Here is a 23,583-nt window from a genome sequence, read left to right as displayed (position 1 = left end):
AACTTGGAAGGAAAGATTAAGCTTGGATTTCAAGCTAATAAACAGGAATTCCGATTTGGAATTCATCGTAGATATAAGAAAGCAGCCGACATCTTAGTTATTAAGATTGTTTCGGTCGTTTTTTTATGCTCTTTTTAAATGCTCTTTATATTGAGGTTTAAGAATGTCAAATCAACGCATTCGTATTCGCCTAAAAGCTTTTGACCACCGTTTGATTGACCAATCAACGGCGGAAATCGTGGAAACTGCGAAACGCACTGGCGCACAAGTACGTGGTCCAATCCCACTACCTACACGCTTTGAACGTTTTACTGTACTAACTTCACCGCACGTTAACAAAGACGCGCGTGATCAGTACGAAATCCGCACCCATAAACGTCTGATCGACATCGTAGAACCAACTGACAAGACTGTTGACGCTCTAATGCGTTTAGATCTTGCTGCTGGTGTTGATGTTCAAATCAGCCTGGGTTAATCGGAAGATTAGAGAGGTTTTAGGAAAATGGCATTAGGTCTAGTCGGTCGTAAAGTGGGTATGACACGTATCTTCACTGAAGATGGTGTATCTATCCCTGTGACAGTTATCGAAGCGACACCTAACCGCATTGCTCAGATCAAATCTGAAGCAACTGACGGTTATAACGCGCTTCAAGTAACCGCAGGCACTAAAAAAGCAAGCCGTGTAAACAAAGCAGCAGCGGGTCACTTCGCTAAAGCTGGTGTTGAAGCGGGTCGCGGTCTGTGGGAATTCCGCCTAAATGGTGGTGAAGGCGATTTTGAAGTAGGCGCTGAGCTTACTGTTGAATTATTCAACGAAATCAACAAAGTTGACGTAACCGGTACTTCTAAAGGTAAAGGTTTCCAAGGTGGTGTTAAGCGCTGGAACTTCAGCATGCAAGACGCTACTCACGGTAACTCTCTATCTCACCGTGCTCCTGGTTCAATCGGTCAAAACCAATCACCTGGTAAGGTGTTTAAAGGTAAGAAAATGGCCGGTCACATGGGTGCTGAGCGTGTAACGACTCAAAACTTAGAACTAGTTCGCGTTGACGCTGAGCGTAACTTGCTTTTAGTTAAAGGTGCAGTACCTGGCGCTATCGGCGGTGACGTTATCGTTAAACCAGCTGTTAAAGCATAAGTCCTGGAGATTTAGTGATGGAATTAGCAATTAAAGACGCTTCTGGCGCTCTTGAAGTTTCTGAAGCTACTTTTGGACGTGAGTTTAACGAAGCATTAGTACACCAAGTAGTTGTTGCTTACGCAGCAGGTGCTCGTCAAGGTACTCGTGCTCAGAAGACACGTTCTGAAGTAAGCGGTGGTGGTAAAAAACCATGGTCTCAAAAAGGTACTGGCCGTGCACGTGCTGGTACAATTCGTAGCCCAATTTGGCGTTCAGGTGGCGTTAGCTTCGCAGCTAAACCACAAGATCACAGCCAAAAAGTAAACCGTAAAATGTACCGCGGTGCGATCAAAAGCATCTTATCTGAATTAGTTCGTCAAGAGCGTTTAATCGTTGTTGAGCAGTTTGGTCTTGAAGCACCAAAAACTAAAGAACTAGTTTCTAAGCTTAAAGAACTTGAGCTTAAAGATGTTCTAATCGTGACTGAAGAAGTAGATGAGAATCTTTTCTTATCGGCACGTAACCTATACAAGGTTGACACGCGTGATGTAGCTGGTATCGATCCTGTAAGCCTAATCGCTTTCGATAAGGTACTTATTACAGCTGCTGCTGTTAAGCAACTTGAGGAGGCGCTAGCATGATCCGTGAAGAACGTCTTTTAAAAGTGATCCTTGCTCCACACATCTCTGAAAAAAGCACTATCGCTGCTGAAGAGAACAACACGATTGTTTTCAAAGTAGCTTCTGATGCAACTAAAGCTGAAATCAAAGCTGCAGCAGAAAAGCTTTTTGAAGTAGAAGTAACTGGTGTTCGCACACTAAACGTTAAGGGTAAAACAAAACGTACTGGCATGCGTTTCGGTCGTCGTTCAGACTGGAAGAAAGCTTACGTTACTCTTAAAGAAGGTAGCGAGCTAGACTTTGTCGGCGGCGCCGAGTAATAAGGGGAGTTAGAATTATGGCACTTCAAAAGTGTAAACCAACTTCTGCGGGTCGTCGTCACCTGGTTAAAGTGGTTAACCCAGATCTACATAAGGGTAAACCTTACGCACCACTACTAGAGAAAAACTCTAAGTCTGGTGGTCGTAATAACAAAGGTCGTATCACGGTTCGTCACATCGGTGGTGGTCATAAGCATCATTACCGTGTAATCGACTTTAAACGCACTAAAGATGGCATTCCAGCTGTTGTTGAGCGTCTAGAGTATGATCCAAACCGTAGCGCAAACATCGCTCTTGTATTATATGCAGACGGTGAGCGTCGTTACATTATTGCACCTAAAGGCTTAAAAGCTGGTGATTCAATCCAATCTGGTATTGATGCACCAATCAAAGCTGGTAACACGTTACCAATGCGTAACATGCCTGTAGGTTCGACTGTTCACAACGTAGAATTAAAACCAGGTAAAGGCGCGCAAATCGCACGTTCTGCTGGTGCATACGTTCAAATCCTTGCTCGTGAAGGTCAATACGTAACTCTACGTCTTCGTTCTGGCGAAGTTCGTAAAGTTCCAGCTGACTGTCGCGCAACACTTGGTGAAGTAGGCAATGCTGAGCATATGCTTCGTTCACTAGGTAAAGCTGGTGCAAATCGCTGGCGTGGTATCCGTCCGACAGTTCGTGGTGTTGCCATGAACCCGGTAGATCACCCGCACGGTGGTGGTGAAGGTCGTACATCTGGTGGTCGTCATCCTGTGTCTCCATGGGGTAAGCCGACTAAAGGTGCTAAGACACGTAAGAACAAGCGTACTGATAAATTTATCGTACGTCGTCGTACTAAATAATAGTTGAGGAATAGCCATGCCACGTTCTCTCAAGAAAGGTCCTTTTATTGACCTACACTTGCTGAAGAAGGTAGAGAAAGCGTTGGAAAGCGGTGACAAGAAGCCAATTAAAACTTGGAGCCGTCGTTCAATGATCATACCTAACATGATCGGATTGACCATCGCTGTCCATAATGGTCGTCAGCACGTTCCTGTGTTCATCACAGACGAAATGATCGGTCACAAACTAGGTGAATTTGCACCAACTCGTACTTACCGCGGTCACGCTGCGGATAAGAAAGCGAAGAAACGTTAAGAGGGGAATGATAAATGCAAGCATTAGCTAAACATAAATTCGCCTCTGGTTCGGCGCAAAAAGCACGTCTAGTTGCAGATCAGATCCGCGGACTTCCGGTTGATCGCGCTCTAGAAATCCTGGCGTACAGCCCTAAAAAAGCGGCTGTATTAGTTAAAAAAGTACTTGAGTCTGCTATTGCTAACGCAGAGCATAACGAAGGTGCTGACATTGATGAGCTTCGTGTAACTACGATCTTTGTGGACGATGGTCCAACAATGAAGCGTATTATGCCACGTGCTAAAGGACGCGCAGACCGCATCCTTAAGCGTACAAGCCACATCACTGTTGTGGTTTCAGATAGCTAGGAGTATAAGTAATGGGACAAAAAGTTCATCCTACTGGTATTCGCCTAGGTATCTCTAAACCTTGGGTTTCTACCTGGTACGCGAATTCAAAAGATTTCTCTGATCAGCTTTTTGGCGATCACAAAGTACGTACTTTCCTTACTAAGGAATTAAAAGCGGCTTCTGTGTCTAAAATCGTTATCGAGCGTCCAGCTAAATCTATCCGTGTAACAATTCACACAGCTCGTCCTGGTGTTGTTATCGGTAAAAAAGGCGAAGACGTTGAAAAACTACGTCAAGCAGTAACTAAGATTGCAGGTGTTCCGGCTCAGATTAATATCGCTGAAGTTCGTAAGCCTGAACTTGATGCACAACTAGTAGCTGACGGTATTGCGTCACAGCTAGAGCGTCGTGTTATGTTCCGTCGCGCTATGAAGCGTTCGGTACAAAATGCAATGCGCATTGGTGCAAAGGGTATCAAAGTTGAAGTTAGCGGTCGTCTTGGCGGTGCTGAGATCGCACGTTCAGAATGGTATCGTGAAGGTCGTGTACCTCTACATACTCTTCGTGCTGATATCGACTACGCAACTTCTGAAGCCTTAACCACTTATGGTATCATTGGTGTTAAAGTTTGGATCTTCAAAGGCGAAGTTATTGGTGGTTTACCACTAGTACAAGAGCAAGAGAAGCCAGCTAAACGCGCGCCAAAGAAAGCCAAAAAAAGTGCTAAGTAGAGGTAGCGAGTAATGTTACAGCCAAAACGTACAAAATTCCGTAAAATGCACAAAGGCCGCAACCGCGGTTTAGCGCAAAACGGTAACAAAGTAAGCTTCGGTACTTTCGGTTTGAAAGCTACTGGCCGTGGCCGTATGACTGCTCGTCAAATCGAAGCAGCTCGTCGTGCTATGACACGTCACGTAAAGCGTCAAGGTAAAATCTGGATTCGTGTATTCCCAGATAAGCCAATTACGAACAAACCATTAGAAGTTCGTATGGGTAAAGGTAAAGGTTCTGTTGAATATTGGGTTGCTGAAATTCAACCTGGTAAAGTACTTTACGAAATGGAAGGTGTTTCTGAAGAGCTTGCTCGTGAAGCATTCAACCTTGCAGCGCGTAAATTACCATTCACAACAACTTTCGTAACTCGGACGGTGATGTAATGAAAGCTAGCGAACTAAAAGACAAAAGCGTAGAAGAGCTAAATGCTGAACTTCTAGGACTTCTTCGTGAGCAGTTCAACCTGCGCATGCAAGCAAGCACTGGTCAGTTAGCTCAGACACACACGCTAAGAACAGTACGTCGCGATATCGCGCGTGTAAAAACAGTTATTAACCAGAAGGCAGGTCAATAATGAGCGATAAAATCCGTACTCTTCAAGGCCGTGTAATCAGCGACAAGATGGATAAATCTTTCACTGTTGCTATCGCACGTTACGTGAAGCATCCAGTATATGGAAAATTCATCAAACGTACGACTAAACTACACGTACATGACGAAAACAACACAGCTCAAACTGGTGACGTAGTTACTATTTCTGAGTGTGCTCCTATTTCTAAGACTAAGTCTTGGACTTTAGTAGACGTTGTTGAGCGTCCAAAGAAAGCTTAATTTTTAATTAAGTTTCCTTACTAAAAAGCCCCGGCATCTGCTGGGGCTTTTTGTTATAAAAAATAGCTGGAAGCTTTCAGCTGTCAGACGTCAGATTAGATCGAGAAGGGGCTTTCATTTCAGTGCAAGAAAACAAGTTAATAGTTACTTCAGGTTAAACTGGATTTAGTTTGTCCTAGCACCTAGCACCTTCAATCATTTCCCCAACGCTTTATCTAGCTCTTCTCTTAACCGTGGGCCTTTTAGGTTTTCAGCCATGATTTCGGCAACTTTTGTATTGCTACTATTTTCAAGAGTGGTAATTCGTTCTGCTAAATCACTGGCATAACTATTGTTGCCATCTCTTGTGGCGCGGAAAAACTGGCCGATGAGGGCTGTGGCAGAAATATTGCGAACATAATCATTATCGTCAGTTTGTAAAAGCTTTTGAAAATGCTCAGCGAGCTTAGGTGAGACATTATTTTGGCGAGATAAATTCTCTAAAGTACTGACACGAATCTTAGGATCATTAGTGTATTCGCTAATGCTTATCATAGCATCGATTACTGCATTTGCCTGGCTGTCGTCCAGGTCGCGTCTGAGCATGCTTAGGGTCATTTTTAGTTGCCCGTAGGCTGCTAAGCGCTCATTTTCGGACTTACTCAAATTGAGTAAGGTAGCAAGAGCTTCATTTATTGAGCTGTCGGCATATTGTGGGTCTGCTTTGATGCGTTCGCGGTAGTCATCAGGTAAATTACTTAGCCAGCCAAGCGCTGGATTTCTTTTCTCAATTTCGACTCGTCGCTCTTTTTCTTGCTGTTCCATTGCTTGTTTAACTAATGAGGCAAGTCGCTCAGGATCAATTGTTGGCGCTTGATTTTCAAGCTCGTGAATGCGTGTTTCGAGATCTAAAATATAGCCATGTAAGGCAACTAGATTTTCTCTGTCTTGCTCTGGAATGGTTAACTTTTTTAAGTTAGGTTTTGCTTGCTGAGTAACTACAGGCTTGTCAGTCGAGTTTACTTTTGTATAGCTATAAATTGATAAGCCAAGTGCAATGCTTGCAAATGCCAGCGCAGTATTCCCTTGCCAAGTTGACATATCACATCATCCAAGTTGCTTTGTAATATCAGCAGATTAAAACAAGCTATTTGTATTATCAATTACTTATAATGATAAAAACAAAAAGCGCAGCTAGTTAGCTGCGCTTTTAATGGAGTTTGTGTCGATTAATGGGCTTTTGCGTATGCTTCAGCTTGTTGCCATACACGTAGCATATTGCCACTTAAAATCTTTTTGATGTCTTTATCACTATAACCACGGTCCATTAGACCTTGCACAAGGTTAGGATAGCTAGATACATCTTTTAAGCCAGTAGGTAGAGAGTCGCCTACACCATCGTAATCTGAGCCAATACCCACATAATCGATGCCAATTAGCTCAACTACATGGTCAATGTGATCAAGTACTTGTTCTAAGCTTGCAAATGGAAACGGGTTTTTAGCGCGATAAGCAGCATCAAAATCTTTGCTTAGCTTAGTACCGTCTTTTTTCTTTTCAGCCTTTGCTGATTTAAGTTGATCGTACCAAGAGCCTGCTTTTGCTGTAACAAAGCTTGAACCGAAGTTAATTTGAATAACACCACCATTCTTTTTAAGAGCTAACAGCATGTCGTCATTCATATTACGCTCAAAGCCAGGGGTGTATTTACGCAGTGACGAGTGTGAAGCAATCACGGGTACTTTCGAGATTTCCATCACTTGGTAAAACGCATCATCAGAAATATGCGATACATCAACCAGCATACCAATGTTGTTCATTTCTTTTACTAGCTCTTTACCGAACGGGCTCAGGCCTTTCCACTTACGACGGATGTCATAAGATGAATCAGAAATGTGGTTGCTCTGTGAGTGAGCTAGCGTGATGTAACGCACGCCACGCTCATAAAAATGCTTAAGGTTTTTAATGTCGCCTTCGATAGGTGAGCCGTTTTCCATGCCCATAGCAATCGACATTTTACCTTGTTTAAACTGCTCTTTAATATCGGCAGTTGAGTCAGCAATAGCGAATTTACTTGGTGCGCGTTGCACAATCGCTTCCATAGAATCGATTAGCTGATTTGCTAATTGATAGCTTTTACCTTTGCCTTCAAATTCTAGGTTTGCAGGAATGTAAATTGACATGAAAGGAGCGTTCAAACCACCTTGCACAGCACGCGGATAATCAAAATCACCGTCGCTTGTAGCTTTGGTTACGTCAGCCCACTTGTTATGAATACGGTAAGGCACATCGATATGGGTATCGATTAAAATAGTGTCTTTTGCCAGTTTAATGGCTTTATCTGATGCAGTAACCTGATCTGCATTTGCTTGACCAATTAAGGCCAAAGAAACTGCGGCAACCAGTGAGCTTAGTTTTTTCATTTTTTAATGGCTCTTTAAGTTAAAAAGCCATTGTGAAGGGTTACAGTGTAACTTACAAGTTTAGTCGTTAAACGACGCTTGGTACTCTGGATCTGCTTGTAGAGCAACGAATTCAGCTTTGGATATAATCGTAACTGACTCATGTAACTCAGAAAAAAACACCATGGCTTCACCACTTTTAAGCTGTTGATGAACCTGCGCCACTTTGCTTTCAATGCTAAATTCTTGTTCGCCGTAATCAGTGCCTTCACGTAAAACATAACTTTCGATTAAATTATACAGAGTCTCTTTATCGAGGCGTTCGTGGGGAATGATCATAACTGCTCTTTTTTAACTAATTGTTGAAAATACTCAGGAACAATTCGTTCAAGCCAATATTCGGGCTTAAAAGGGTTTTTACCGCTAATAAATCCGACATGGCCTCCTTGTTCTGAGATGCGCAGCGTAACATGTTCACTTACATCTAAGCTATCTGGCACGGCTTTTATTGATAACATCGGGTCATCTTTGGCGTGCACAATCAGCGTAGGTGTTGCAATGCTTTTTAAAAATGGTTTTGCACTCGCTTGCTGATAGTAATCTTCAGCACCGGCAAAGCCGTGCAATGGTGCCGTGAGCATATTATCGAATTGCCATAAGTCATCAATCGCCATAAGTTTTTCTGGCGTTAGGCTAATTTGCTGTTCGATTTGTGGCAGCTTTCTTTGCATCGACTTTTTCATACGGTCGAGCAAATACTTTTGATAAATCTTGCCTAAGCTTTTGCGAATTACTTCACAAGATGATGACAAGTCAAATGGCGCAGACACAACGGCTGCGCCTGTTAAGTTCGATTTAGTACCTTGCTCACCTAAATACTTTGCTAGTACATTACCACCTAACGAAAAGCCCACGGCAAATAACGGACGTTTTGGAAATTTACTCTTAAGGTGGTTGATGAAAAAGCGCAGGTCTTCTGTTTCACCGCTGTGATAAGCACGTGCTAAACGGTTAACTTCGCGCGAGCAGTTTCGAAAATGCATCAATACAACAGCAAAGCCTTGTTGTTTAAGCTTTTTCATCATGCCTTTAGCATAAAAGCTGTTTATATTGCCTTCTAAACCATGCAATACAATAGCGAGGGGGGCTTGCTCGTTATGAGGTGTTGCCCAAGCCAGTTCTAAAAAGTCGCCATCTGGAGTATCGATTGTCGATAAGTCGTAGCGGGTATTATGAAAAGGGCGAAAAAAGCGCGGCATTATGGTTTGTAAATGGCGATTGCGCATCCACCACGCAGGCTTAAACTCAGGTAACATAGCTGACACTTTCGAAACAAAATAAGCGCCTATTGTAGCAAGTTTTTGCTTTTTGAGAACCGCTACAAGATTTTAGCTAGCTGCAAATAAAAAGCCCCTAAACAATAAATTGGATAGGGGCTTTGTGCGTCGTGCTTAATTCTTACTTAGGAACTTCTGCGTCGTGTATTTTCTTAATAAAGAAACCAACATAGAAAAGGCATAAAACGATAACAACTGCCAAAATGCCGAATGACATAAATAAAACTGGGTCGCTAAAAAAATCTCTGAAGAATACGTTCATGGTTGTGCCTCCTAATGTCTATGAGTTAATCATAGGCTGGCTTGAGGGCGGCTGATATGATCCAGATCAAGCTATTTTCCTGATGCGAAATAAGGCGATTTAATAGTTGATTTGGATCAAATTTATTTGGGGAGTTCGGAGCTTTCATACATGCGAGAGAGGGGAATTTCTACGCATATGACAAATGTCGCTTGCTTGAGGCTAATAGGGATTAGTCTCGCTAGGAGCTAGGAGCTCCTATGCTAACTCACTTCTAACATGCTTTAAGTAGGCTTGTAGGCTTTCTTGCCATAGGACTAATGCGTCGGTTAGTGATTCCTTTAAAGGCTTGTTGTCGAGCAGTTTACGCTCGATTTTCTTAAGTTCTAAACCATAGCGGTTAAAGCCTAGTTGTAAAGCCGTGCTGGCTTGGCGGTGCAGTAGCTTGATGCACTGCTCTTTATCATCCTCGACGAGCTGTTGGCAGCGGATCAGTTTGTTTCTGGCTGACAATACAAACTCGTTGTAAATCGATGACACTTCATCTTCACTGAATGAGCTGACAAGAGTCGCTGCGGCTGTTTCATCATAGAGTGTATCGCGCAGCTCAACAGCAATGCTTGCTGCTTGATTACTTTGTGAGTCACTGAGTGCTTGACGTAGTTTTTGTTGCTTAATGGGTTTGCCAACAATGTCTTTGATACCAAGTGCTAAGTATTCTTTTATTTCATCAGGGCTAAGGCTCGCGGTAAATGCTAACACCGGGGTTCGCTGGTTTAAATGGTCGATATTTTTTAGCTTTTTTAGCACTTCTTGGCCTGTTAAATCAGGCAAATTCATATCGAGTAATACCACATCAAAGTGATGTTTTTGCATTAGTTCAATGGCACTAGTACCATCTTTTGCAAGCTTAATCTTGTGCTCGTCATCGGCCATAAATTCAATGGCAATTTTTTGGTTTAAGTCGAGGTCTTCAACTAATAACACGTCTAGGCCAGTAACATAATCTTTTGATTGGTGGCGCTGCTCAACAAGACTAAGCTCACCAATGGCAAGCGGAATATCAAAGCTAAAAGTACTGCCTTTATTAAGTTCACTCTCAATATTGAGCTTGCTGCCTAACTTTTCCAGTAAACGGCTGGTGATTGCTAAGCCAAGGCCTGTACCACCTTTTTCTTTACCTGCGCTGCTTTGAACATAAGGTTCTGTTAGGTATGCAATTTCTTCATCTTCAATACCAGGCCCAGAATCTATGACGCTGATACGAACAAGGTGATCTAATTGCCCTTCATTGAGCAGTTTTACTTGGATTTTGACTGCACCTTGGTCGGTAAATTTAATCGCATTACCTACTAAGTTAATAATAACTTGTCTGAGTTTTTGTTGGTCGCAGTAATAACATGCTTGATCGGGCAAGTTGTATATAAGTTCAAACTTTAAATGTTTTTGCTCTGCTAAAGGGCTGAGTAAAAGGCACAGGTTATTGAGCCAGGTTTTAAACTCGACGTCTTCTTCGTAGAGCGCTTCATCACGCTGATCAAGGCTGGCGTAATCGAGTACTTTATCGACCAGTAAGTTTAGCGACTCAGCTGAGTTAATTATTGCTTCACAATAAGGTTTGTCACGTGGGTCACTCGACTGGTTCATGATTAGCTGTGCACTACCCAAAATACCATTTAACGGTGTACGTATTTCATGGCTAATAGTTGATAAGAATAAACCTCGAATTTCTAAGTCTTTATGAGCTTTTTCTGCTAACTGATTGAGGTTTTGTTCGCGGCGTTCATTACATAATAGTGCCATACCAGTTGCATAAAACATCGGCGCAATAACACCATTAATAAATAAAGTGATACTAAACCAATCCGCTGACAATAAGCTTGCTGTTGTGACATCTCCCATCATTAAGGTTCGGCCTGTAAATATAGCCAGAATAATGCTGAGAATTAAAATGTAGACAATACTGCCATTAGGGTAACTTTTACGGCCATTTCGAATAAATAATGCCAGTAAAAACAAAGCTTCAACTATATGCTGAAGATCAGAAACCAAAATTCGACTACGTAACTCTGCGCTATCAGTGGCAAGGTAAATCATGGTAATCGCGAGCACCACCGTTATCGCAACAAAGGTTTTAAAACCAACGCATTTGGCATTTAAAAATTGGCAAATCGCAAGTACATGAATAATGGAAGCACTAAAGAGTAGGGTGTTTGCGATAGCAATACTGGCAATATTATTGATATGACCATGCAATGCAAAACTCATTACCGATGCAAACATCACTAGAGGGTAGAAAATATAGAGTAAGGTGCCCGGAGTATTATTATTGGTTCGCCATGTAAGGTAATTAAGAAGAGTCATCACTGCCATCATGGCAGCACTGGCGTAATATAAAGTGGCTGAGTCGAGCATTGTATTTCCGGTGTTTTGCAATCAGTTTGAGCATAAAGTCAATTACAGTGTTTAGCAACCAGAAACAAAAACAGACGCGGCTGCGTCTGTTTTAACTTGTAGGATGTTTAGTTTAGCGAATTTCGTCTGGAATATTCTGCTGTGCCCAAGACAATAGCTCGATACGGTTACGACATTTAGTTTTTCTAAATGCACTATATAAGTGAGTTTTAACTGTATGTGGGCTGATGCTTAAGTCTTCAGCAATTTCTTTATTCTTCGAACCTTTACTCATTAGTGAGATTATTGCTTTTTCACGTTTAGTAAGTTTAACCGGTTCGATGTCACCATCTGTCAATTTGTGGAGTGCGTCTTTATTGAACTGCAACATACGATTTAATGCATTACACATGATGTCGCGGCGATACCATAGTTGATCTTCAAGTAATAAACGAATGCCTTTCATTAACACATCTGCATTATCTGTTGTGTAAAACACACCACGAATACCACTTAATAGAGCACGGTTTGCAAGTTCAGGATTTTCATCTAGGTTAAACAGCACGATATCGCATTTTAATCGTAAATTAACTAGCTGCTCTTTTAACTTGCCCCACGGATCTGTGCTTGACGTTTCAATAAATAACAAGCGTGTTCCTTCTGGTACTTCAGAGATATCAGTACCAGATGTCACTGCTAGTCCTTGTGTTTTTAACAATGGCTCTAATACGTTAATGCCAATAGTGTTAATTGGCTCTGGATCTAATAATAAAAAGGCTGAACTACTCATATATATACACTCTTGAATAAAGTTGACAGTTAAATCCTATCACGCAATCCACCCCTTTCGTATTAGAAATTTCTGAGAGTTGTGCAGGAAAAGTACAGTTTGTGTCTGTTTTGTGTCAAAAATTACAGTTAGTTAACTAATCGCAATATGTTAACTAACTGATATATATTTATTATAGCCAAAAATAATATGTTTGTGCTACTTTTTACATTTGTTTACATGTTAAAGTATTAGATTGCTGTTTTTTTCTTGTCCTGATATGGAGGCCAGCCCATTTCTTTACCTGCTAACATGTGTAGGTGTATATGGTACACAGTTTGTCCGCCGTGGTCATTACAGTTCATTACGACGCGAAATCCGTCTTCACTAAAGCCAAATTGTTTAGCGAGTTTTGCAGCAACTACATATAAGTGACCGACTAAAGCTGAGTTTTCTTCCGTAACATCATTAATCGTCGCTATTGGCGTTTTTGGGATGATCAGCACATGAAAAGGGGCTTGTGGGTTAATATCTTTAAAAGCTAAAGATAGATCGTCCTCATAAACAATATCAGCTGGGATCTCTCGGTTAATAATCTTTGTAAAAATAGTCTCTTGGCTCATACTTAGCTCTCTTATAAATGTGGTTAAATGACCGCCCACTAATGACAAACTTTATTTGCAGTGTCAAACTGAAACTGCCGCAAGTTGAACAACCAAGGAGTGAACATGCGTAAGTTAGTATTACTGAGTAGTGCGTTAATGCTATTTAATAGTTTCAGCAGTGTAGCTGAGACTATTCACTTTCCCGAAGAGTTTGTACCCTTACAAGTTGGAGAGCGCCTAATTGAACAGTCGTTTTTCAGTCGTGTTGACGATGTTGAGCTTGCTCCTGGTACGTACCAAGTGAAGATGAAATATACCGATCTTTACGAGCAAGGTTATGATGACCATCAAGTTGTTGAGTCGGAGCCATTTTGGGTTGAGCTTACGGTAGAGAGTGGCAAAGACTATGACCTAGTGTTTAATCGTGCCAGTAATGCTGTTGCTGCAGAAGTGTTTGCTGAATCACCGCAAGTAAGCTTAAAAGCCAAGGGCAGTGAACTTGCTGTGCCGCTATCGATAGTTAGCTATCGTGCAGCTAGCGCGCCTGCACAAGCTGTAGCCAGTACCCCAGTTGCAGCTACAAGTACAAGCAACAAGCCTGCGACAGCAGTCCCTGTCACATTGCCTGCAAAAGTACCCGGCGGACAAGCGGGTTTGAAAAATATGCCAAGTGCGGCTGCGATGCTTGAGTTTTGGTGGCAACAAGCAAGCCCAGAAGAGCGCCGTGCGTTCTTACAAAAAGTAAGTAACTAATAAAATAATTAAAAAAGGCGCTGATTGCAGCGCCTTTTTTGTGTTTGATGACTTACTTTGCAAATAAGTCGTCAACAGTACCTTGTGCAAGTGGGTGGTAACCCGGACGTGCTTTTAAGTACACATCATGCGCCCAGTCTTTTTTACCGTTTTTAATAAGTGCTTTATAGAGTGGCACAATTAATTTACGACGACCGATGCCTGATAGGTGTTCATCAAGCGCTGGGTAAATTGGTTGATAACCATTACCTACCGCTAGCATAAACCATGCGAAAGCACGCTCTGCATTAGTTGACTGTGTTAGGTTGAATTGATTATCAAGCTCAGTCATTTTTTCGATGCTTAAATCGCGAGGTAGGTTATTCAAAAAGTGTAGCCACTCGTGAACTGACCAATCCGCTGTTGGTAACTGGGCTGCACTGATCTCACCGTTTAACCATGTTTTGGTTACAGCATCAACTTTATCGAAGGCATCAGACGTTGGGTTAGGAGCATCGCTTGGTAAACCAGGCTCAAAGATCCACTCATTAACTTTATCCATGCTCACAACGCCTGGATATTTTTCGATCAAGTTAGCTTTTAAGTAAGTAACAAATTGCGCTGTTGTAAGAGACTTAAACGCAAATTGGTCAAAGTAAGCTTTTACGAATGGGTCAAACTTATCACGGCCAAATTTGTTTTCTAGATAGATTAAGAAAAGCTGACCTTTAGTGTAAGGCACTGAGCTAAATGCATCATCAGGATCGCGGCCATTAAGTTTTAAGTTAAGACGCGTATCTGGTGCTGGTAGAGTTTTAAGTAATGCACGTAAGCCGGCAGCATCAAGCGCTTGCTCCATAACGGCACGGTCACGGCCAAACACTTCTTCCATAATGCGGTTTTCAACGTAAGACGTGAAACCTTCATTTAGCCATAAATCTTCCCAAGTCGCATTGGTTACTAAGTTACCAGACCAAGAGTGAGCAAGCTCGTGAGCAATTAGGTTTACTAAGCTTTTATCGCCAGCAACAACCGTTGGTGTGATGAATGATAAACGTGGGTTTTCCATGCCACCAAATGGGAAGCTTGGCGGTAGCATTAATAAGTCATAACGACCCCATGCGTATTCGCCATACATCGCGTTAGTTTTATCGATCATCGCTTGTGTGTCGTTAAACTCAGCAACTGATGCATCTAAAATTGTTGGCTCAGCAAAGATACCCGTTTGCTTAGACATGGCTTTGAATTCTAAATTACCTGCACCAATTGCGATTAAGTATGGCGAAATTGGTTGTGGCATATTAAATAGGTAATCGCCGTCCTTATAAAGTGCATCTTTGTTATCAGCACTCATCACCGCACGAATGTCTTTAGGAGTGTGAATACGTGCCGAGTAGGTTACACGCATTGCTGGCGTATCTTGTACTGGGATCCAACTACGAGCATGAATTGCTTGTGATTGGCTGTACATAAATGGGTGTGATTTACTGGCTGTTTGCTCTGGCGTTAACCACTGTAAACCTGAAGCTTCTGGACGGCTGTTGTAGTAAATACGTGCTTTAACTGCTTGGCTTTTAAATTTAATTGTTAATTTTGAGCCCTTCACGTCATCACGTGCAGCAAGGGTGAAGTCAGCTTTGTGCCAGCTGCCTTTTTGATCTTGATACATTACTTTGTCGATATCTAAATCGCGAGTATCAAGCACCAGTGTTTTGCTTGTTGCATTGTGCCAATCTAGCGTGTGCTCAACAAAACCTTCTAGTTGTTTGTCATCAAAATCAACATCTAAATCTAGTAGTAGGTGAGTGGTTGTTACGTCATCTAAGTTTGCGTAAGTGTGCTGGCTGATTGCATCTGCAGTTGCTTGAGAGCAAGCACCGGCCATAGCAAGACTTAAAAGTAATGGTTTAAACTTCATAATAACCCTGGAACGGAAATGAAAAAGAGCCCGTTTTATAACATGATTAGTGCAGTGGGTTGAGTGATTTTTACAATCTAATGCGTATTTTGCGACGATAGGTTACACTAATGCGATTAGTTACCGGTAACCTTTGAGGCGTTTTGTGGCTCAGTCCCTGCAATCTTTTCATACCTTTTCTTTGCCAAGCCAATGCCAGCATTTTTATCAAATTGATGAAGTGAATCAGCTTTTAAGCACAGACTTTTCTGGGCCATTTTGTATTTTAGGTGAAGGCAGTAATACGGTGTTTTTATCTGACTACCAAGGTTCTGTGATCCATATGAATACGAAGGGCATAGATATAGAGCAGCAAAGCGATGGCTTTTTATTGCACATTGCAGCCGGAGAAAACTGGCACCAATTAGTTGCTATGACTATTGCTAATGATATGCCTGGGCTTGAAAACCTTGCTTTAATACCTGGGACTGTTGGTGCTGCACCAGTGCAAAATATAGGTGCTTACGGTGTAGAGCTTGAAAAGTTTGTGAGTTATGTCGAATACTTTGATATTGCCACCAAAACCATAAAGCGCTTAACTAAAGGCGAATGCCAATTTGGGTATCGTGACTCTATCTTCAAGCATGCACTGAAAAATCAAGCGGTGATCACCCAAGTAGGGTTGCTGTTACCTAAGAAATGGCAGCCAGTGCTTAGTTATGGACCATTGCAACTGCTTTCAGAACCCTCTCCACAGCAGGTATTTGAGCAAATCATCACAACCAGAAACAGCAAACTACCAAACCCCAGTGAACTTGCAAATGCAGGCAGTTTTTTCAAAAACCCAGTGATCAGGAATGAGCAACTTGCGTTACTTTTAAAACAGTACCCAGAGCTACCTCATTACTTTGTGGATGCTGAGCATCATAAAGTTGCGGCGGGGTGGTTGATTGAGCAAGCTGGGTTAAAAGGCTTTAAGGTCGCAGGTATTGAAGTGCATCAGCAGCAAGCTTTAGTGCTAGTAAACCACGGTAATAGTACAGGTGATGACTTAATTGCCATGGTAAAGCATGTACAACAACAGGTTTGGCATAAATATCAGATTGCTTTACAGCACGAAGTACGCCTGATCAATGCCGAACATGAATGCCACATTGAATTGGGAGCTTCATCATGAAAGCGCCAGATGGAAATAAGCTCGCTATTTTACAAGCTCTAAATACCGGTGGTTTTATTTCTGGTCAGCAATTGGGCGAGCAGCTCGGTATTAGCCGTGCAGCAGTGGGTAAACATATTCACTCTTTGCAGGAGATGGGGCTCGATATATTTAAGGTTACGGGTAAAGGGTATTGCCTAAATAATAGTGCAGGCTTACTGAACAAAGATAAAATTGGTCAGCATTATAATGAGTTAGGTGGCAGCACCGCGGATGTTGAAGTGCAGCCTATTATTGACTCAACCAACAGTGAGTTAATGCGCCGTTTGCAAACAGAAGTATCACTGCCATCTGGCAGCGTATTAGTTGCAGAAATGCAGCAAGCGGGGAGAGGGCGCCGTGGGCGCGTTTGGCAATCTCCATTTGGCGCAAACTTATACTTTAGTTACTTTTGGCGTTTGGATGATGGTTTGCAAGCTGCTATGGGGGTATCTATTGCTGTTGGGCTTGCTGTTTACGATACGCTTAAAGCCTTATATCAATTAGATGTAGAGCTTAAGTGGCCAAATGATATCTACTTAAACCGTGAAAAATTAGCGGGCGTATTAGTTGAACTAGATGGCCAACCACAAGGTCCTTGTCAGCTTGTAATAGGTATAGGCATCAATTTACATATGCCAGAAAGTGTTAGCCAACACATTGATCAAGCATGGACTGATTTAAGCCAGCATGTACAGGGATTAGATAAAAACAAGCTGGTGGCCTATTTGTGCTTTTATTTAGAAAAACGCTTAGCCCAGTATCAGCAATCAGGTTTAAACGATATGTATCTACAGTGGAATCAATTAAATGCATTTGCTGGCGAGTGTGTTGAGCTCAATACGGGTCATCGTAGCTGGCGTGGTATTTGCGAAGGAATTGATAATCAAGGTGGCGTACGTATTCGCCAAGATGGCGAAGTGAAAAGTTATTATGGTGGTGAAATTTCATTACGTAAGGCTGAGCTATGAAACTATTAGTGGATGTTGGCAATACCGCAATTAAAGCCGTTTTGTTTGATGGTAAGGATTACCAAACCTGTGAACTCAGCAATTTACCTTGGTCACAAATAACAGAGCTGGTCTATGCCTGCGTGGGTAGCACTGAGCTACTTAAACCGTTATTAGCACAGGCGCAGCAACATGCTGTTCCTTACTTTGAAGCGGAGGTGACCGCTAAACTCGCTACGTTAACCTGTGCTTATCAGCAGTTTCAAAACCTAGGAATTGATCGCTGGCTCGCTGTGATCGCTGCGTATGTAGAATATCCCGAGCAAAACTGCATTATTATCGATGCCGGTACAGCAACGACAATTGATGTGCTTAATAAAGAAGGCGCGCATCTAGGAGGCTGGATCTTACCTGGCCTTGATTTAATGACCTCATCACTTACCCAAAATACGCAACGTGTGTTTGATGATGAGCAAACTCCATTCACTACTGAGTTAGGGCGTAATACGCCAAATGGCCTAAAAAATGGTGCTATGGTTGCTACTCTTGGTGCAATCGAGCAAGCAAAACAACATCTTAACCAACAAGGTTGTCAGTTATTATTTGCTGGTGGTTATGGCAAATTGTTAGCAGATACATATATAGATGCTAAGTTTGACAGTTTGCTCGTGTTTAAAGGACTGAATTATTGGCGTGAATTAGCTATAAAGCAGTAAAAATACGGGTTTTTGCCTGAATAGTGAGCGTTTAACACATAAATTCACATTTTTTTTAATTTTATGGTTGCATCACAATAAACCTTACCTTAGAATCTCGCCCCGTACTAAAGCAGTGCCGACTTAGCTCAGTTGGTAGAGCAACTGACTTGTAATCAGTAGGTCATCCGTTCAACTCGGATAGTCGGCACCACTTTCCTTTTACCGGAAGTGACTTAGTAAAGAATTTTCGTGGAGGGGTTCCCGAGCGGCCAAAGGGATCAGACTGTAAATCTGACGGCTCAGCCTTCGCTGGTTCGAATCCAGCTCCCTCCACCACTTTATTCTTGACGGTTAGAGGTAGTTTAAGAACAGGTTCCTATGCGGGCATCGTATAATGGCTATTACCTCAGCCTTCCAAGCTGATGATGCGGGTTCGATTCCCGCTGCCCGCTCCAGACTTCTGGTGTTGCTGATATAGCTCAGTTGGTAGAGCGCACCCTTGGTAAGGGTGAGGTCGGCAGTTCAAATCTGCCTATCAGCACCAGTATCGAGAACTCATCTTAATTTCTTCCTTTATCTGTCAGAAAAATGGCAAAAGAAAAGTTTGAACGCGTAAAACCGCACGTAAACGTTGGTACAATCGGCCACGTTGACCACGGTAAAACAACTCTAACAGCAGCAATCACTAACGTACTTGCAAAAGTATACGGTGGTGTAGCTAAAGACTTCGCATCAATCGATAACGCTCCAGAAGAGCGTGAGCGTGGTATCACAATCTCAACTTCACACGTTGAGTACGATACTCCAACTCGTCACTACGCACACGTAGACTGTCCAGGACACGCCGATTATGTTAAAAACATGATCACTGGTGCTGCTCAAATGGACGGCGCAATCCTAGTAGTTGCTGCGACTGACGGTCCTATGCCACAAACTCGTGAGCACATCCTACTTTCTCGTCAGGTTGGTGTACCTTACATCATCGTATTCATGAACAAATGTGACATGGTTGACGACGAAGAGCTACTTGAGCTAGTTGAGATGGAAGTTCGTGAACTTCTTTCTGAGTACGACTTCCCAGGTGATGACTTACCACTAATCCAAGGTTCAGCGCTTAAAGCGTTAGAAGGCGAGAAAGAGTGGGAAGACAAAATCGTTGAGCTTGCAGAAGCACTAGATTCTTACATCCCAGAGCCAGAGCGTGACATCGATAAGCCATTCATCATGCCTATCGAAGACGTATTCTCAATCCAAGGTCGTGGTACTGTTGTAACTGGCCGTGTTGAAGCTGGTATCATCAACGTGAATGACGAAGTTGAAATCGTAGGTATCAAAGAAACTACGAAGACAACTTGTACAGGTGTTGAGATGTTCCGTAAGCTTCTAGACGAAGGTCGTGCGGGTGAGAACATCGGTGCACTTCTACGTGGTACTAAGCGTGAAGACGTTGAACGTGGTCAAGTACTAGCTAAGCCTGGTTCAATCACTCCACACACGAAGTTCACTTCAGAAGTATACGTACTTTCTAAAGATGAAGGTGGTCGTCACACTCCATTCTTCAAAGGTTACCGTCCACAGTTCTACTTCCGTACAACTGACGTAACAGGTGACGTACAGTTACCAGACGGCGTTGAAATGGTAATGCCTGGTGATAACATCAAGATGACTGTAGAACTAATCTGCCCAATCGCGATGGACGAAGGTTTACGCTTCGCTATCCGTGAAGGTGGCCGTACAGTTGGTGCTGGTGTTGTTGCAACTATCGTTGAGTAATCAACTATAGTCATGCATTAAGCATTGAGAAAAACCCGAGCTTAGTCTCGGGTTTTTTTATGGGTGAAAAAGCTATCAGCTTTAAGTTTTAAGCAGTTTAGAGTGAAAGGCTAATCTGCCGCCTTCAAATTCCCAATGGACGAAGGTTTACGCTTCGCTATCCGTGAAGGTGGCCGTACAGTTGGTGCTGGTGTTGTTGCAACTATCGTTGAGTAATATCAACAGATAGAGCTTCACAGCTTATAAAAAGGTCGCCTAGGCGGCCTTTTTTAATGTCTGTAGAAAAGCTATCAGCTGTCAGCTTTCAGACGTCAGATCATCGATCGGTGGGGTTGTTTAGTTTTGTGTTTTCACTCAGCATTTGCCCTGTTCATTCTTCGGGTAGGTTGGTTTGAGCGAAACCCAACACAATCCATGTAAACCTTTTCTTTGGTAAACCCAAACCACATTAAAGCACTCCCAAGGTTATGCTTGACCTAGAACCTAGAACCTAGAACCTAGAACCTAGAACCTTTACCCTCGCTAACTCGCTAACTCGCTAACTCGCTAACTCGCAACTTTCCTATGAACTAATTCACTCTTTTAGCACTCTTAAAAATAAAACGAGGCGCTAGGGTGTTAAAAGGGAATTACAAAGCATGGATCATCTCAATTTCGTTACATGCTGTTTTGTTGCTGTTATTTACTCGATATGGAAAGTCTTTGAAACTCCCCGCAGTCGCTGAACCGCCAAAAGTAATCAACGCGTATGTGAGTGTTGATTTAACTTCGTTACCTAGTTTGCAGAAACCTCAAGACAAACCTTTACCAGAACACTCGCAAGTAGTTCCAAGTGAGGCTAAGCCTTTGCCAAAAAACGAAGATGTTTCGCAGGGGAGCTCTCAACAGATGACTGACGCTAAGGCAATTAATCCCACTATAAATGAACCAAAAGAAGCTACCTCTGAGGTTGTAAAGCCTAATCAGACACTTGAGAATTCAAAAATAGCCGAAGAGCCATTTAAAAAGCTCAACCCTTATGCACCAATCCCACAGCTTAATGTTGAAAATGGTTCTGCTAATGCGTCTTTGTTTGGGCAGGGTGAAGCGACGATTAGTAATAGCCCCGCAGGCAGGGTTACGGTGCCCGCACAATTAACCGTCTCTGATAAAGCAACTGTCGTTTGGCAAAATGGCGATGGCAGCAAGCGTATCGAGGTGCTAAATGGCATGTGTTACGGCATAGATTTTAATTCGGTGTTTGGTAAATCTGGAGTGCCAAGCGGATCCCCAAGACCCTGTGAAGATAAAGAAGCAAAACTATTTAAAGATATAATGAATAAGTGGAGTAAAAAGTAATAACAAAACACTTTACCTCAACTTAACTTGAGCTTTTAAAGTAGCGTTTTTTGTAATGGATATCGCTATGAACTCACTAGAAAACTATTTATTAAGCTTACAAATCAATTGTTATCAAACGTCAGTGATACAGATTTCTCAAGTACAAGCGCGTATTTGGCAGTCATTACAAAATAGTTCTAGTTATGCTCATAATGTAATCGAAGAGTTTGAATTAAATGGGCAATCTACGCATTACCAACATGCCGCCCTATTTACACTGGTTTTACAGCAGCTTGGATATAAAATACAGCCAACAGAAGAAAATACTTTGTCGGTAAGGCATAACCATTTGTTACATGACATTCGTCTTGTCGAGCAGTTAAACTCTAATGAGGCTTAAGTCAGTTTTATTGTATAAAAAGGCACTTAGCCGAAACTAAGTGCCTTGGCTTAACGAAGTTACCAAATCATTTCTACAAATTCTGGGTGATCCACAAATGGGTTGCGGTTACCTTGATGTTCATAAGCTGCTTGGTTACGGTCAAGCTCTAATTGGCTAACAGGATCCTCGTTATGCCACTTTAATAACATAGCAACGACCCAGCTCTCAAAAACCTGATTAGATGAACCATTCAGTACAGCATTACTGTAGGTTGTGTTGTTTTGCCATGAGCCAATCACGTTTTCATAGCGTGTTGCCATATAGAAATAGGCTCTTGCAAAGTCACCTTTAAACTCATCAATAGGCTCAAAAACCGTTCCTGAGTAATTTAATGAGCTAGCAGCGCTGCCTAATTTACTGCCGTTACTAGAGGTATAGCTTGCACTAGCTACTTCACCAAACGGGTAGTTACTGCGTTTTGAATTCACATAACCATCAGTGGCAAAAATGTGATGTACGTCTGAATTCATGGGCTCAACCTTACCGCCAAACCAACTTTTCGGGAAAGAATGCTCACGGTTGTAGCAATCTGCTTCGCTGTTGTATGTACCACATTGGTCGCTTACAGCAACATAGTTGTAGCTGTCTTGGCCTGCGGGGTTTTCTGAATAACGATCTAAAATAGAGTTGTCGCTTTCAAAATACTTATCGCGTGAAGCAACATCATAAAAACTCCAAATCGCAGAATAGCCCTGCGAGTTATGACCTTTGATGATGTTGTATAACTCTGTTTTCAGTGCATAACCACTAAGGCCTTGCGTTGTAACATAGTATCCCGTTGGCTCTGTTGGGGTTGTACCACCCCCGTCACCGCCGCCTGAGCTATCACCTAAACTAAACGGCGTAGCTTCTGAGCTTTGGAAGCTTGCCCCACTGGCAAGTACCGTTTGACCGAATGAAAGGTTATAGCTACCGTTACCGTAAGAGCAACATATGCCATCACCATAGCTATCAAAAATAGTAAAGGTATAGTCACCATCAGTTAAACATGCTTGCTCACTGTACTGGGTATTTGCTGCGTAGCTGCCGCCCGATGCCACTGCACTACCTTGGCTATTGGTTATTTGCCAGCTGGTTTCTTCCCCATAGTTATCGGTAGTGAGGGTAAAAGATACTTGGTTATCGGCGCAGCTGCCCGTAGGTGGTGGGGTTGAGCCTGTGTTTGGTGCAAAGTTATCTACATAAACGACTTCGCTGCCATCAAAACCAGTTACGTCGTAAAAGCGCAGGCCAACATTAATTGATGTAGTAGCAGGGGCTGTGTACTGATAACTGATTTGTTGCCATTGATTAGTTAATGCTGAGTTAGAATAGCCTTGATAGCCATCAACTACTAAGCGAGCTTTTACGCCACCTTCTGTATGGTAAACCCAAGCAGAAAACTCATAACTTTCACCCGCCACTACCTCTACTAATTGTTGTAAATCGGTATTACTTTGGGTGCCAGTATTAACCACGACTTGTGCTGAGTAATTACCTGAGTAAACCACATTAGTATTAGCGCTGAGACTAATACCGCTATCAATAGTGCTCCAGCTTGCAGGGGTATTTGCTGACCAGCTTTCGAAGTCGGCGTTACTAACATTTGCCAATGCTGAACTTGCTAAACAAAGTAAGCTACTGGCTAGCATATATTTTTTACATGTCCCGTGTGACATTGTATTTTCCTTTTTATATTTTAATAGTTTTTGCTGTTCTCAAAATGAACACAGCGAGTA

Annotated in this window: 28 protein-coding genes, 4 tRNA genes and 1 pseudogene; 23 read left to right on the top strand and 10 right to left on the bottom strand. The window is 42.4% G+C overall.

The features are described 5' to 3' along the window. Positions 1 to 163: 163 nt before the first annotated feature. Genes rpsJ through rpsQ form a run of 11 tightly spaced genes read left to right on the top strand, consistent with a single transcriptional unit; the run spans position 164 to position 5,131 of the window. On the top strand, positions 164 to 475 hold the full coding sequence (rpsJ, locus tag L1D51_RS06460; protein WP_002957900.1) for a 30S ribosomal protein S10: 312 nt from the start codon (positions 164 to 166) through the stop codon (positions 473 to 475). 27 nt (positions 476 to 502) lie between these two features. Beyond that, positions 503 to 1,138, top strand: coding sequence for a 50S ribosomal protein L3 (gene rplC / locus L1D51_RS06455; protein WP_036974218.1), 636 nt, complete (start codon positions 503 to 505; stop codon positions 1,136 to 1,138). 17 nt (positions 1,139 to 1,155) lie between these two features. After that, on the top strand, positions 1,156 to 1,761 hold the full coding sequence (gene rplD / locus L1D51_RS06450) for a 50S ribosomal protein L4 (protein WP_054552367.1): 606 nt from the start codon (positions 1,156 to 1,158) through the stop codon (positions 1,759 to 1,761). Next, on the top strand, positions 1,758 to 2,060 hold the full coding sequence (gene rplW / locus L1D51_RS06445; RefSeq protein ID WP_054552368.1) for a 50S ribosomal protein L23: 303 nt from the start codon (positions 1,758 to 1,760) through the stop codon (positions 2,058 to 2,060). Before rplD ends, rplW begins: the two co-directional genes overlap by 4 nt. 17 nt (positions 2,061 to 2,077) lie before the next feature. Then, a complete protein-coding gene (gene rplB / locus L1D51_RS06440) occupies positions 2,078 to 2,902 on the top strand; it encodes a 50S ribosomal protein L2 (protein WP_054552369.1) in 825 nt (274 codons plus the stop codon). Between the two features lie 16 nt (positions 2,903 to 2,918). Continuing rightward, complete coding sequence (gene rpsS / locus L1D51_RS06435; protein ID WP_010376377.1) at positions 2,919 to 3,197, top strand: 30S ribosomal protein S19; 279 nt, start codon at positions 2,919 to 2,921, stop codon at positions 3,195 to 3,197. A 14-nt stretch (positions 3,198 to 3,211) separates the two neighbouring features. Next, positions 3,212 to 3,544 (top strand): 50S ribosomal protein L22, encoded by a 333-nt coding sequence (gene rplV, locus L1D51_RS06430; protein WP_004588690.1) that lies wholly within the window; start codon positions 3,212 to 3,214, stop codon positions 3,542 to 3,544. 11 nt (positions 3,545 to 3,555) lie between these two features. Then, on the top strand, positions 3,556 to 4,257 hold the full coding sequence (gene rpsC, locus L1D51_RS06425) for a 30S ribosomal protein S3 (protein ID WP_054552370.1): 702 nt from the start codon (positions 3,556 to 3,558) through the stop codon (positions 4,255 to 4,257). A gap of 12 nt (positions 4,258 to 4,269) precedes the next feature. Further along, positions 4,270 to 4,683 (top strand): 50S ribosomal protein L16, encoded by a 414-nt coding sequence (rplP, locus tag L1D51_RS06420; RefSeq protein ID WP_036974208.1) that lies wholly within the window; start codon positions 4,270 to 4,272, stop codon positions 4,681 to 4,683. Beyond that, positions 4,683 to 4,874, top strand: coding sequence for a 50S ribosomal protein L29 (gene rpmC / locus L1D51_RS06415; protein ID WP_054552371.1), 192 nt, complete (start codon positions 4,683 to 4,685; stop codon positions 4,872 to 4,874). Before rplP ends, rpmC begins: the two co-directional genes overlap by 1 nt. After that, entirely contained in the window at positions 4,874 to 5,131 is a 258-nt protein-coding gene (rpsQ, locus tag L1D51_RS06410) for a 30S ribosomal protein S17 (protein ID WP_054552372.1), read from the top strand. Before rpmC ends, rpsQ begins: the two co-directional genes overlap by 1 nt. Positions 5,132 to 5,326: 195 nt before the next feature. Here rpsQ and L1D51_RS06405 read toward each other — a convergent pair whose 3' ends face one another. The 8 genes from L1D51_RS06405 to L1D51_RS06370 form a co-directional block, all read right to left on the bottom strand. After that, entirely contained in the window at positions 5,327 to 6,211 is an 885-nt protein-coding gene (locus L1D51_RS06405; protein ID WP_239963223.1) for a hypothetical protein, read from the bottom strand. A 128-nt stretch (positions 6,212 to 6,339) separates the two neighbouring features. After that, a complete protein-coding gene (locus L1D51_RS06400; protein WP_054563921.1) occupies positions 6,340 to 7,533 on the bottom strand; it encodes a dipeptidase in 1,194 nt (397 codons plus the stop codon). 60 nt (positions 7,534 to 7,593) lie between these two features. Beyond that, the gene (locus tag L1D51_RS06395) at positions 7,594 to 7,851 is read right to left on the bottom strand and encodes a YheU family protein (protein WP_239963222.1); all 258 of its coding nucleotides are present in this window, start codon (positions 7,849 to 7,851) and stop codon (positions 7,594 to 7,596) included. Next, entirely contained in the window at positions 7,848 to 8,828 is a 981-nt protein-coding gene (locus tag L1D51_RS06390; RefSeq protein WP_054563919.1) for a hydrolase, read from the bottom strand. Before L1D51_RS06390 ends, L1D51_RS06395 begins: the two co-directional genes overlap by 4 nt. A 142-nt stretch (positions 8,829 to 8,970) precedes the next feature. Then, positions 8,971 to 9,111 carry a DUF3149 domain-containing protein gene (locus tag L1D51_RS06385; protein WP_119852677.1) on the bottom strand — a complete coding sequence of 47 codons (141 nt, stop codon included), beginning with the start codon at positions 9,109 to 9,111 and terminating at the stop codon, positions 8,971 to 8,973. A 237-nt stretch (positions 9,112 to 9,348) separates the two neighbouring features. Then, a complete protein-coding gene (locus L1D51_RS06380; RefSeq protein ID WP_055199357.1) occupies positions 9,349 to 11,505 on the bottom strand; it encodes an ATP-binding protein in 2,157 nt (718 codons plus the stop codon). A gap of 112 nt (positions 11,506 to 11,617) precedes the next feature. After that, positions 11,618 to 12,274 (bottom strand): helix-turn-helix transcriptional regulator, encoded by a 657-nt coding sequence (locus tag L1D51_RS06375; protein ID WP_054563917.1) that lies wholly within the window; start codon positions 12,272 to 12,274, stop codon positions 11,618 to 11,620. 230 nt (positions 12,275 to 12,504) lie between these two features. After that, entirely contained in the window at positions 12,505 to 12,876 is a 372-nt protein-coding gene (locus tag L1D51_RS06370) for a histidine triad nucleotide-binding protein (protein ID WP_054563916.1), read from the bottom strand. Between the two features lie 105 nt (positions 12,877 to 12,981). On the opposite strand from L1D51_RS06370, the gene L1D51_RS06365 reads away from it, so the two are divergent. Continuing rightward, positions 12,982 to 13,611 (top strand): DUF2057 domain-containing protein, encoded by a 630-nt coding sequence (locus L1D51_RS06365; protein WP_130167783.1) that lies wholly within the window; start codon positions 12,982 to 12,984, stop codon positions 13,609 to 13,611. Positions 13,612 to 13,663: 52 nt separating this feature from the next. On the opposite strand, the gene L1D51_RS06360 is transcribed toward L1D51_RS06365, so the two are convergent. Continuing rightward, a complete protein-coding gene (locus L1D51_RS06360; RefSeq protein ID WP_175083397.1) occupies positions 13,664 to 15,508 on the bottom strand; it encodes a M1 family metallopeptidase in 1,845 nt (614 codons plus the stop codon). A gap of 145 nt (positions 15,509 to 15,653) precedes the next feature. Between L1D51_RS06360 and murB the strand changes: the two genes are divergently transcribed. From murB to L1D51_RS06310, 11 genes and pseudogenes are all read left to right on the top strand, one after another. Then, entirely contained in the window at positions 15,654 to 16,664 is a 1,011-nt protein-coding gene (murB, locus tag L1D51_RS06355) for a UDP-N-acetylmuramate dehydrogenase (RefSeq protein WP_239963221.1), read from the top strand. Continuing rightward, the gene (gene birA, locus L1D51_RS06350; protein ID WP_054563912.1) at positions 16,661 to 17,653 is read left to right on the top strand and encodes a bifunctional biotin--[acetyl-CoA-carboxylase] ligase/biotin operon repressor BirA; all 993 of its coding nucleotides are present in this window, start codon (positions 16,661 to 16,663) and stop codon (positions 17,651 to 17,653) included. The genes murB and birA overlap by 4 nt, the downstream gene beginning before the upstream one ends. After that, entirely contained in the window at positions 17,650 to 18,348 is a 699-nt protein-coding gene (locus L1D51_RS06345) for a type III pantothenate kinase (protein ID WP_055021739.1), read from the top strand. Before birA ends, L1D51_RS06345 begins: the two co-directional genes overlap by 4 nt. 117 nt (positions 18,349 to 18,465) lie before the next feature. Further along, a tRNA-Thr gene (locus tag L1D51_RS06340) sits at positions 18,466 to 18,541 on the top strand. Between the two features lie 40 nt (positions 18,542 to 18,581). Continuing rightward, a tRNA-Tyr gene (locus L1D51_RS06335) sits at positions 18,582 to 18,666 on the top strand. A 44-nt stretch (positions 18,667 to 18,710) separates the two neighbouring features. Continuing rightward, positions 18,711 to 18,785 (top strand) — tRNA-Gly (locus tag L1D51_RS06330). 13 nt (positions 18,786 to 18,798) lie between these two features. After that, positions 18,799 to 18,874: transfer RNA gene (locus L1D51_RS06325), tRNA-Thr, on the top strand. 44 nt (positions 18,875 to 18,918) lie between these two features. Further along, positions 18,919 to 20,103 (top strand): elongation factor Tu, encoded by a 1,185-nt coding sequence (tuf, locus tag L1D51_RS06320; protein WP_054564107.1) that lies wholly within the window; start codon positions 18,919 to 18,921, stop codon positions 20,101 to 20,103. Between the two features lie 135 nt (positions 20,104 to 20,238). After that, positions 20,239 to 20,319: pseudogene (locus tag L1D51_RS21855) on the top strand (EF-Tu C-terminal domain-related protein); the annotation flags it as partial. A gap of 399 nt (positions 20,320 to 20,718) precedes the next feature. After that, positions 20,719 to 21,441, top strand: a complete 723-nt coding sequence (locus L1D51_RS06315) for a hypothetical protein (RefSeq protein WP_239963220.1) — start codon at positions 20,719 to 20,721, stop codon at positions 21,439 to 21,441. A 67-nt stretch (positions 21,442 to 21,508) separates the two neighbouring features. Next, the gene (locus tag L1D51_RS06310; protein WP_239963219.1) at positions 21,509 to 21,823 is read left to right on the top strand and encodes a hypothetical protein; all 315 of its coding nucleotides are present in this window, start codon (positions 21,509 to 21,511) and stop codon (positions 21,821 to 21,823) included. A gap of 59 nt (positions 21,824 to 21,882) precedes the next feature. Here the strand turns inward: L1D51_RS06310 and L1D51_RS06305 are convergent, their stop codons facing one another. Then, positions 21,883 to 23,523 (bottom strand): endonuclease, encoded by a 1,641-nt coding sequence (locus tag L1D51_RS06305; RefSeq protein ID WP_239963218.1) that lies wholly within the window; start codon positions 23,521 to 23,523, stop codon positions 21,883 to 21,885. Positions 23,524 to 23,583 lie beyond the last annotated feature (60 nt).

It is taken from the genome of Pseudoalteromonas shioyasakiensis (genome assembly GCF_022398475.1).
Lineage (GTDB): Bacteria > Pseudomonadota > Gammaproteobacteria > Enterobacterales > Alteromonadaceae > Pseudoalteromonas.
This window is presented reverse-complemented; position numbering and strand designations above follow the sequence as displayed.

Coding starts and splice junctions, on each gene's coding strand:
- rpsJ (WP_002957900.1), top strand. CDS start 164: ATGTCAAATCAACGCATTCGTATTCGCCTAAAAGCTTTTGACCACCGT.
- rplC (WP_036974218.1), top strand. CDS start 503: ATGGCATTAGGTCTAGTCGGTCGTAAAGTGGGTATGACACGTATCTTC.
- rplD (WP_054552367.1), top strand. CDS start 1,156: ATGGAATTAGCAATTAAAGACGCTTCTGGCGCTCTTGAAGTTTCTGAA.
- rplW (WP_054552368.1), top strand. CDS start 1,758: ATGATCCGTGAAGAACGTCTTTTAAAAGTGATCCTTGCTCCACACATC.
- rplB (WP_054552369.1), top strand. CDS start 2,078: ATGGCACTTCAAAAGTGTAAACCAACTTCTGCGGGTCGTCGTCACCTG.
- rpsS (WP_010376377.1), top strand. CDS start 2,919: ATGCCACGTTCTCTCAAGAAAGGTCCTTTTATTGACCTACACTTGCTG.
- rplV (WP_004588690.1), top strand. CDS start 3,212: ATGCAAGCATTAGCTAAACATAAATTCGCCTCTGGTTCGGCGCAAAAA.
- rpsC (WP_054552370.1), top strand. CDS start 3,556: ATGGGACAAAAAGTTCATCCTACTGGTATTCGCCTAGGTATCTCTAAA.
- rplP (WP_036974208.1), top strand. CDS start 4,270: ATGTTACAGCCAAAACGTACAAAATTCCGTAAAATGCACAAAGGCCGC.
- rpmC (WP_054552371.1), top strand. CDS start 4,683: ATGAAAGCTAGCGAACTAAAAGACAAAAGCGTAGAAGAGCTAAATGCT.
- rpsQ (WP_054552372.1), top strand. CDS start 4,874: ATGAGCGATAAAATCCGTACTCTTCAAGGCCGTGTAATCAGCGACAAG.
- L1D51_RS06405 (WP_239963223.1), bottom strand. CDS start 6,211: ATGTCAACTTGGCAAGGGAATACTGCGCTGGCATTTGCAAGCATTGCA.
- L1D51_RS06400 (WP_054563921.1), bottom strand. CDS start 7,533: ATGAAAAAACTAAGCTCACTGGTTGCCGCAGTTTCTTTGGCCTTAATT.
- L1D51_RS06395 (WP_239963222.1), bottom strand. CDS start 7,851: ATGATCATTCCCCACGAACGCCTCGATAAAGAGACTCTGTATAATTTA.
- L1D51_RS06390 (WP_054563919.1), bottom strand. CDS start 8,828: ATGTTACCTGAGTTTAAGCCTGCGTGGTGGATGCGCAATCGCCATTTA.
- L1D51_RS06385 (WP_119852677.1), bottom strand. CDS start 9,111: ATGAACGTATTCTTCAGAGATTTTTTTAGCGACCCAGTTTTATTTATG.
- L1D51_RS06380 (WP_055199357.1), bottom strand. CDS start 11,505: ATGCTCGACTCAGCCACTTTATATTACGCCAGTGCTGCCATGATGGCA.
- L1D51_RS06375 (WP_054563917.1), bottom strand. CDS start 12,274: ATGAGTAGTTCAGCCTTTTTATTATTAGATCCAGAGCCAATTAACACT.
- L1D51_RS06370 (WP_054563916.1), bottom strand. CDS start 12,876: ATGAGCCAAGAGACTATTTTTACAAAGATTATTAACCGAGAGATCCCA.
- L1D51_RS06365 (WP_130167783.1), top strand. CDS start 12,982: ATGCGTAAGTTAGTATTACTGAGTAGTGCGTTAATGCTATTTAATAGT.
- L1D51_RS06360 (WP_175083397.1), bottom strand. CDS start 15,508: ATGAAGTTTAAACCATTACTTTTAAGTCTTGCTATGGCCGGTGCTTGC.
- birA (WP_054563912.1), top strand. CDS start 16,661: ATGAAAGCGCCAGATGGAAATAAGCTCGCTATTTTACAAGCTCTAAAT.
- L1D51_RS06345 (WP_055021739.1), top strand. CDS start 17,650: ATGAAACTATTAGTGGATGTTGGCAATACCGCAATTAAAGCCGTTTTG.
- tuf (WP_054564107.1), top strand. CDS start 18,919: ATGGCAAAAGAAAAGTTTGAACGCGTAAAACCGCACGTAAACGTTGGT.
- L1D51_RS06310 (WP_239963219.1), top strand. CDS start 21,509: ATGAACTCACTAGAAAACTATTTATTAAGCTTACAAATCAATTGTTAT.
- L1D51_RS06305 (WP_239963218.1), bottom strand. CDS start 23,523: ATGTCACACGGGACATGTAAAAAATATATGCTAGCCAGTAGCTTACTT.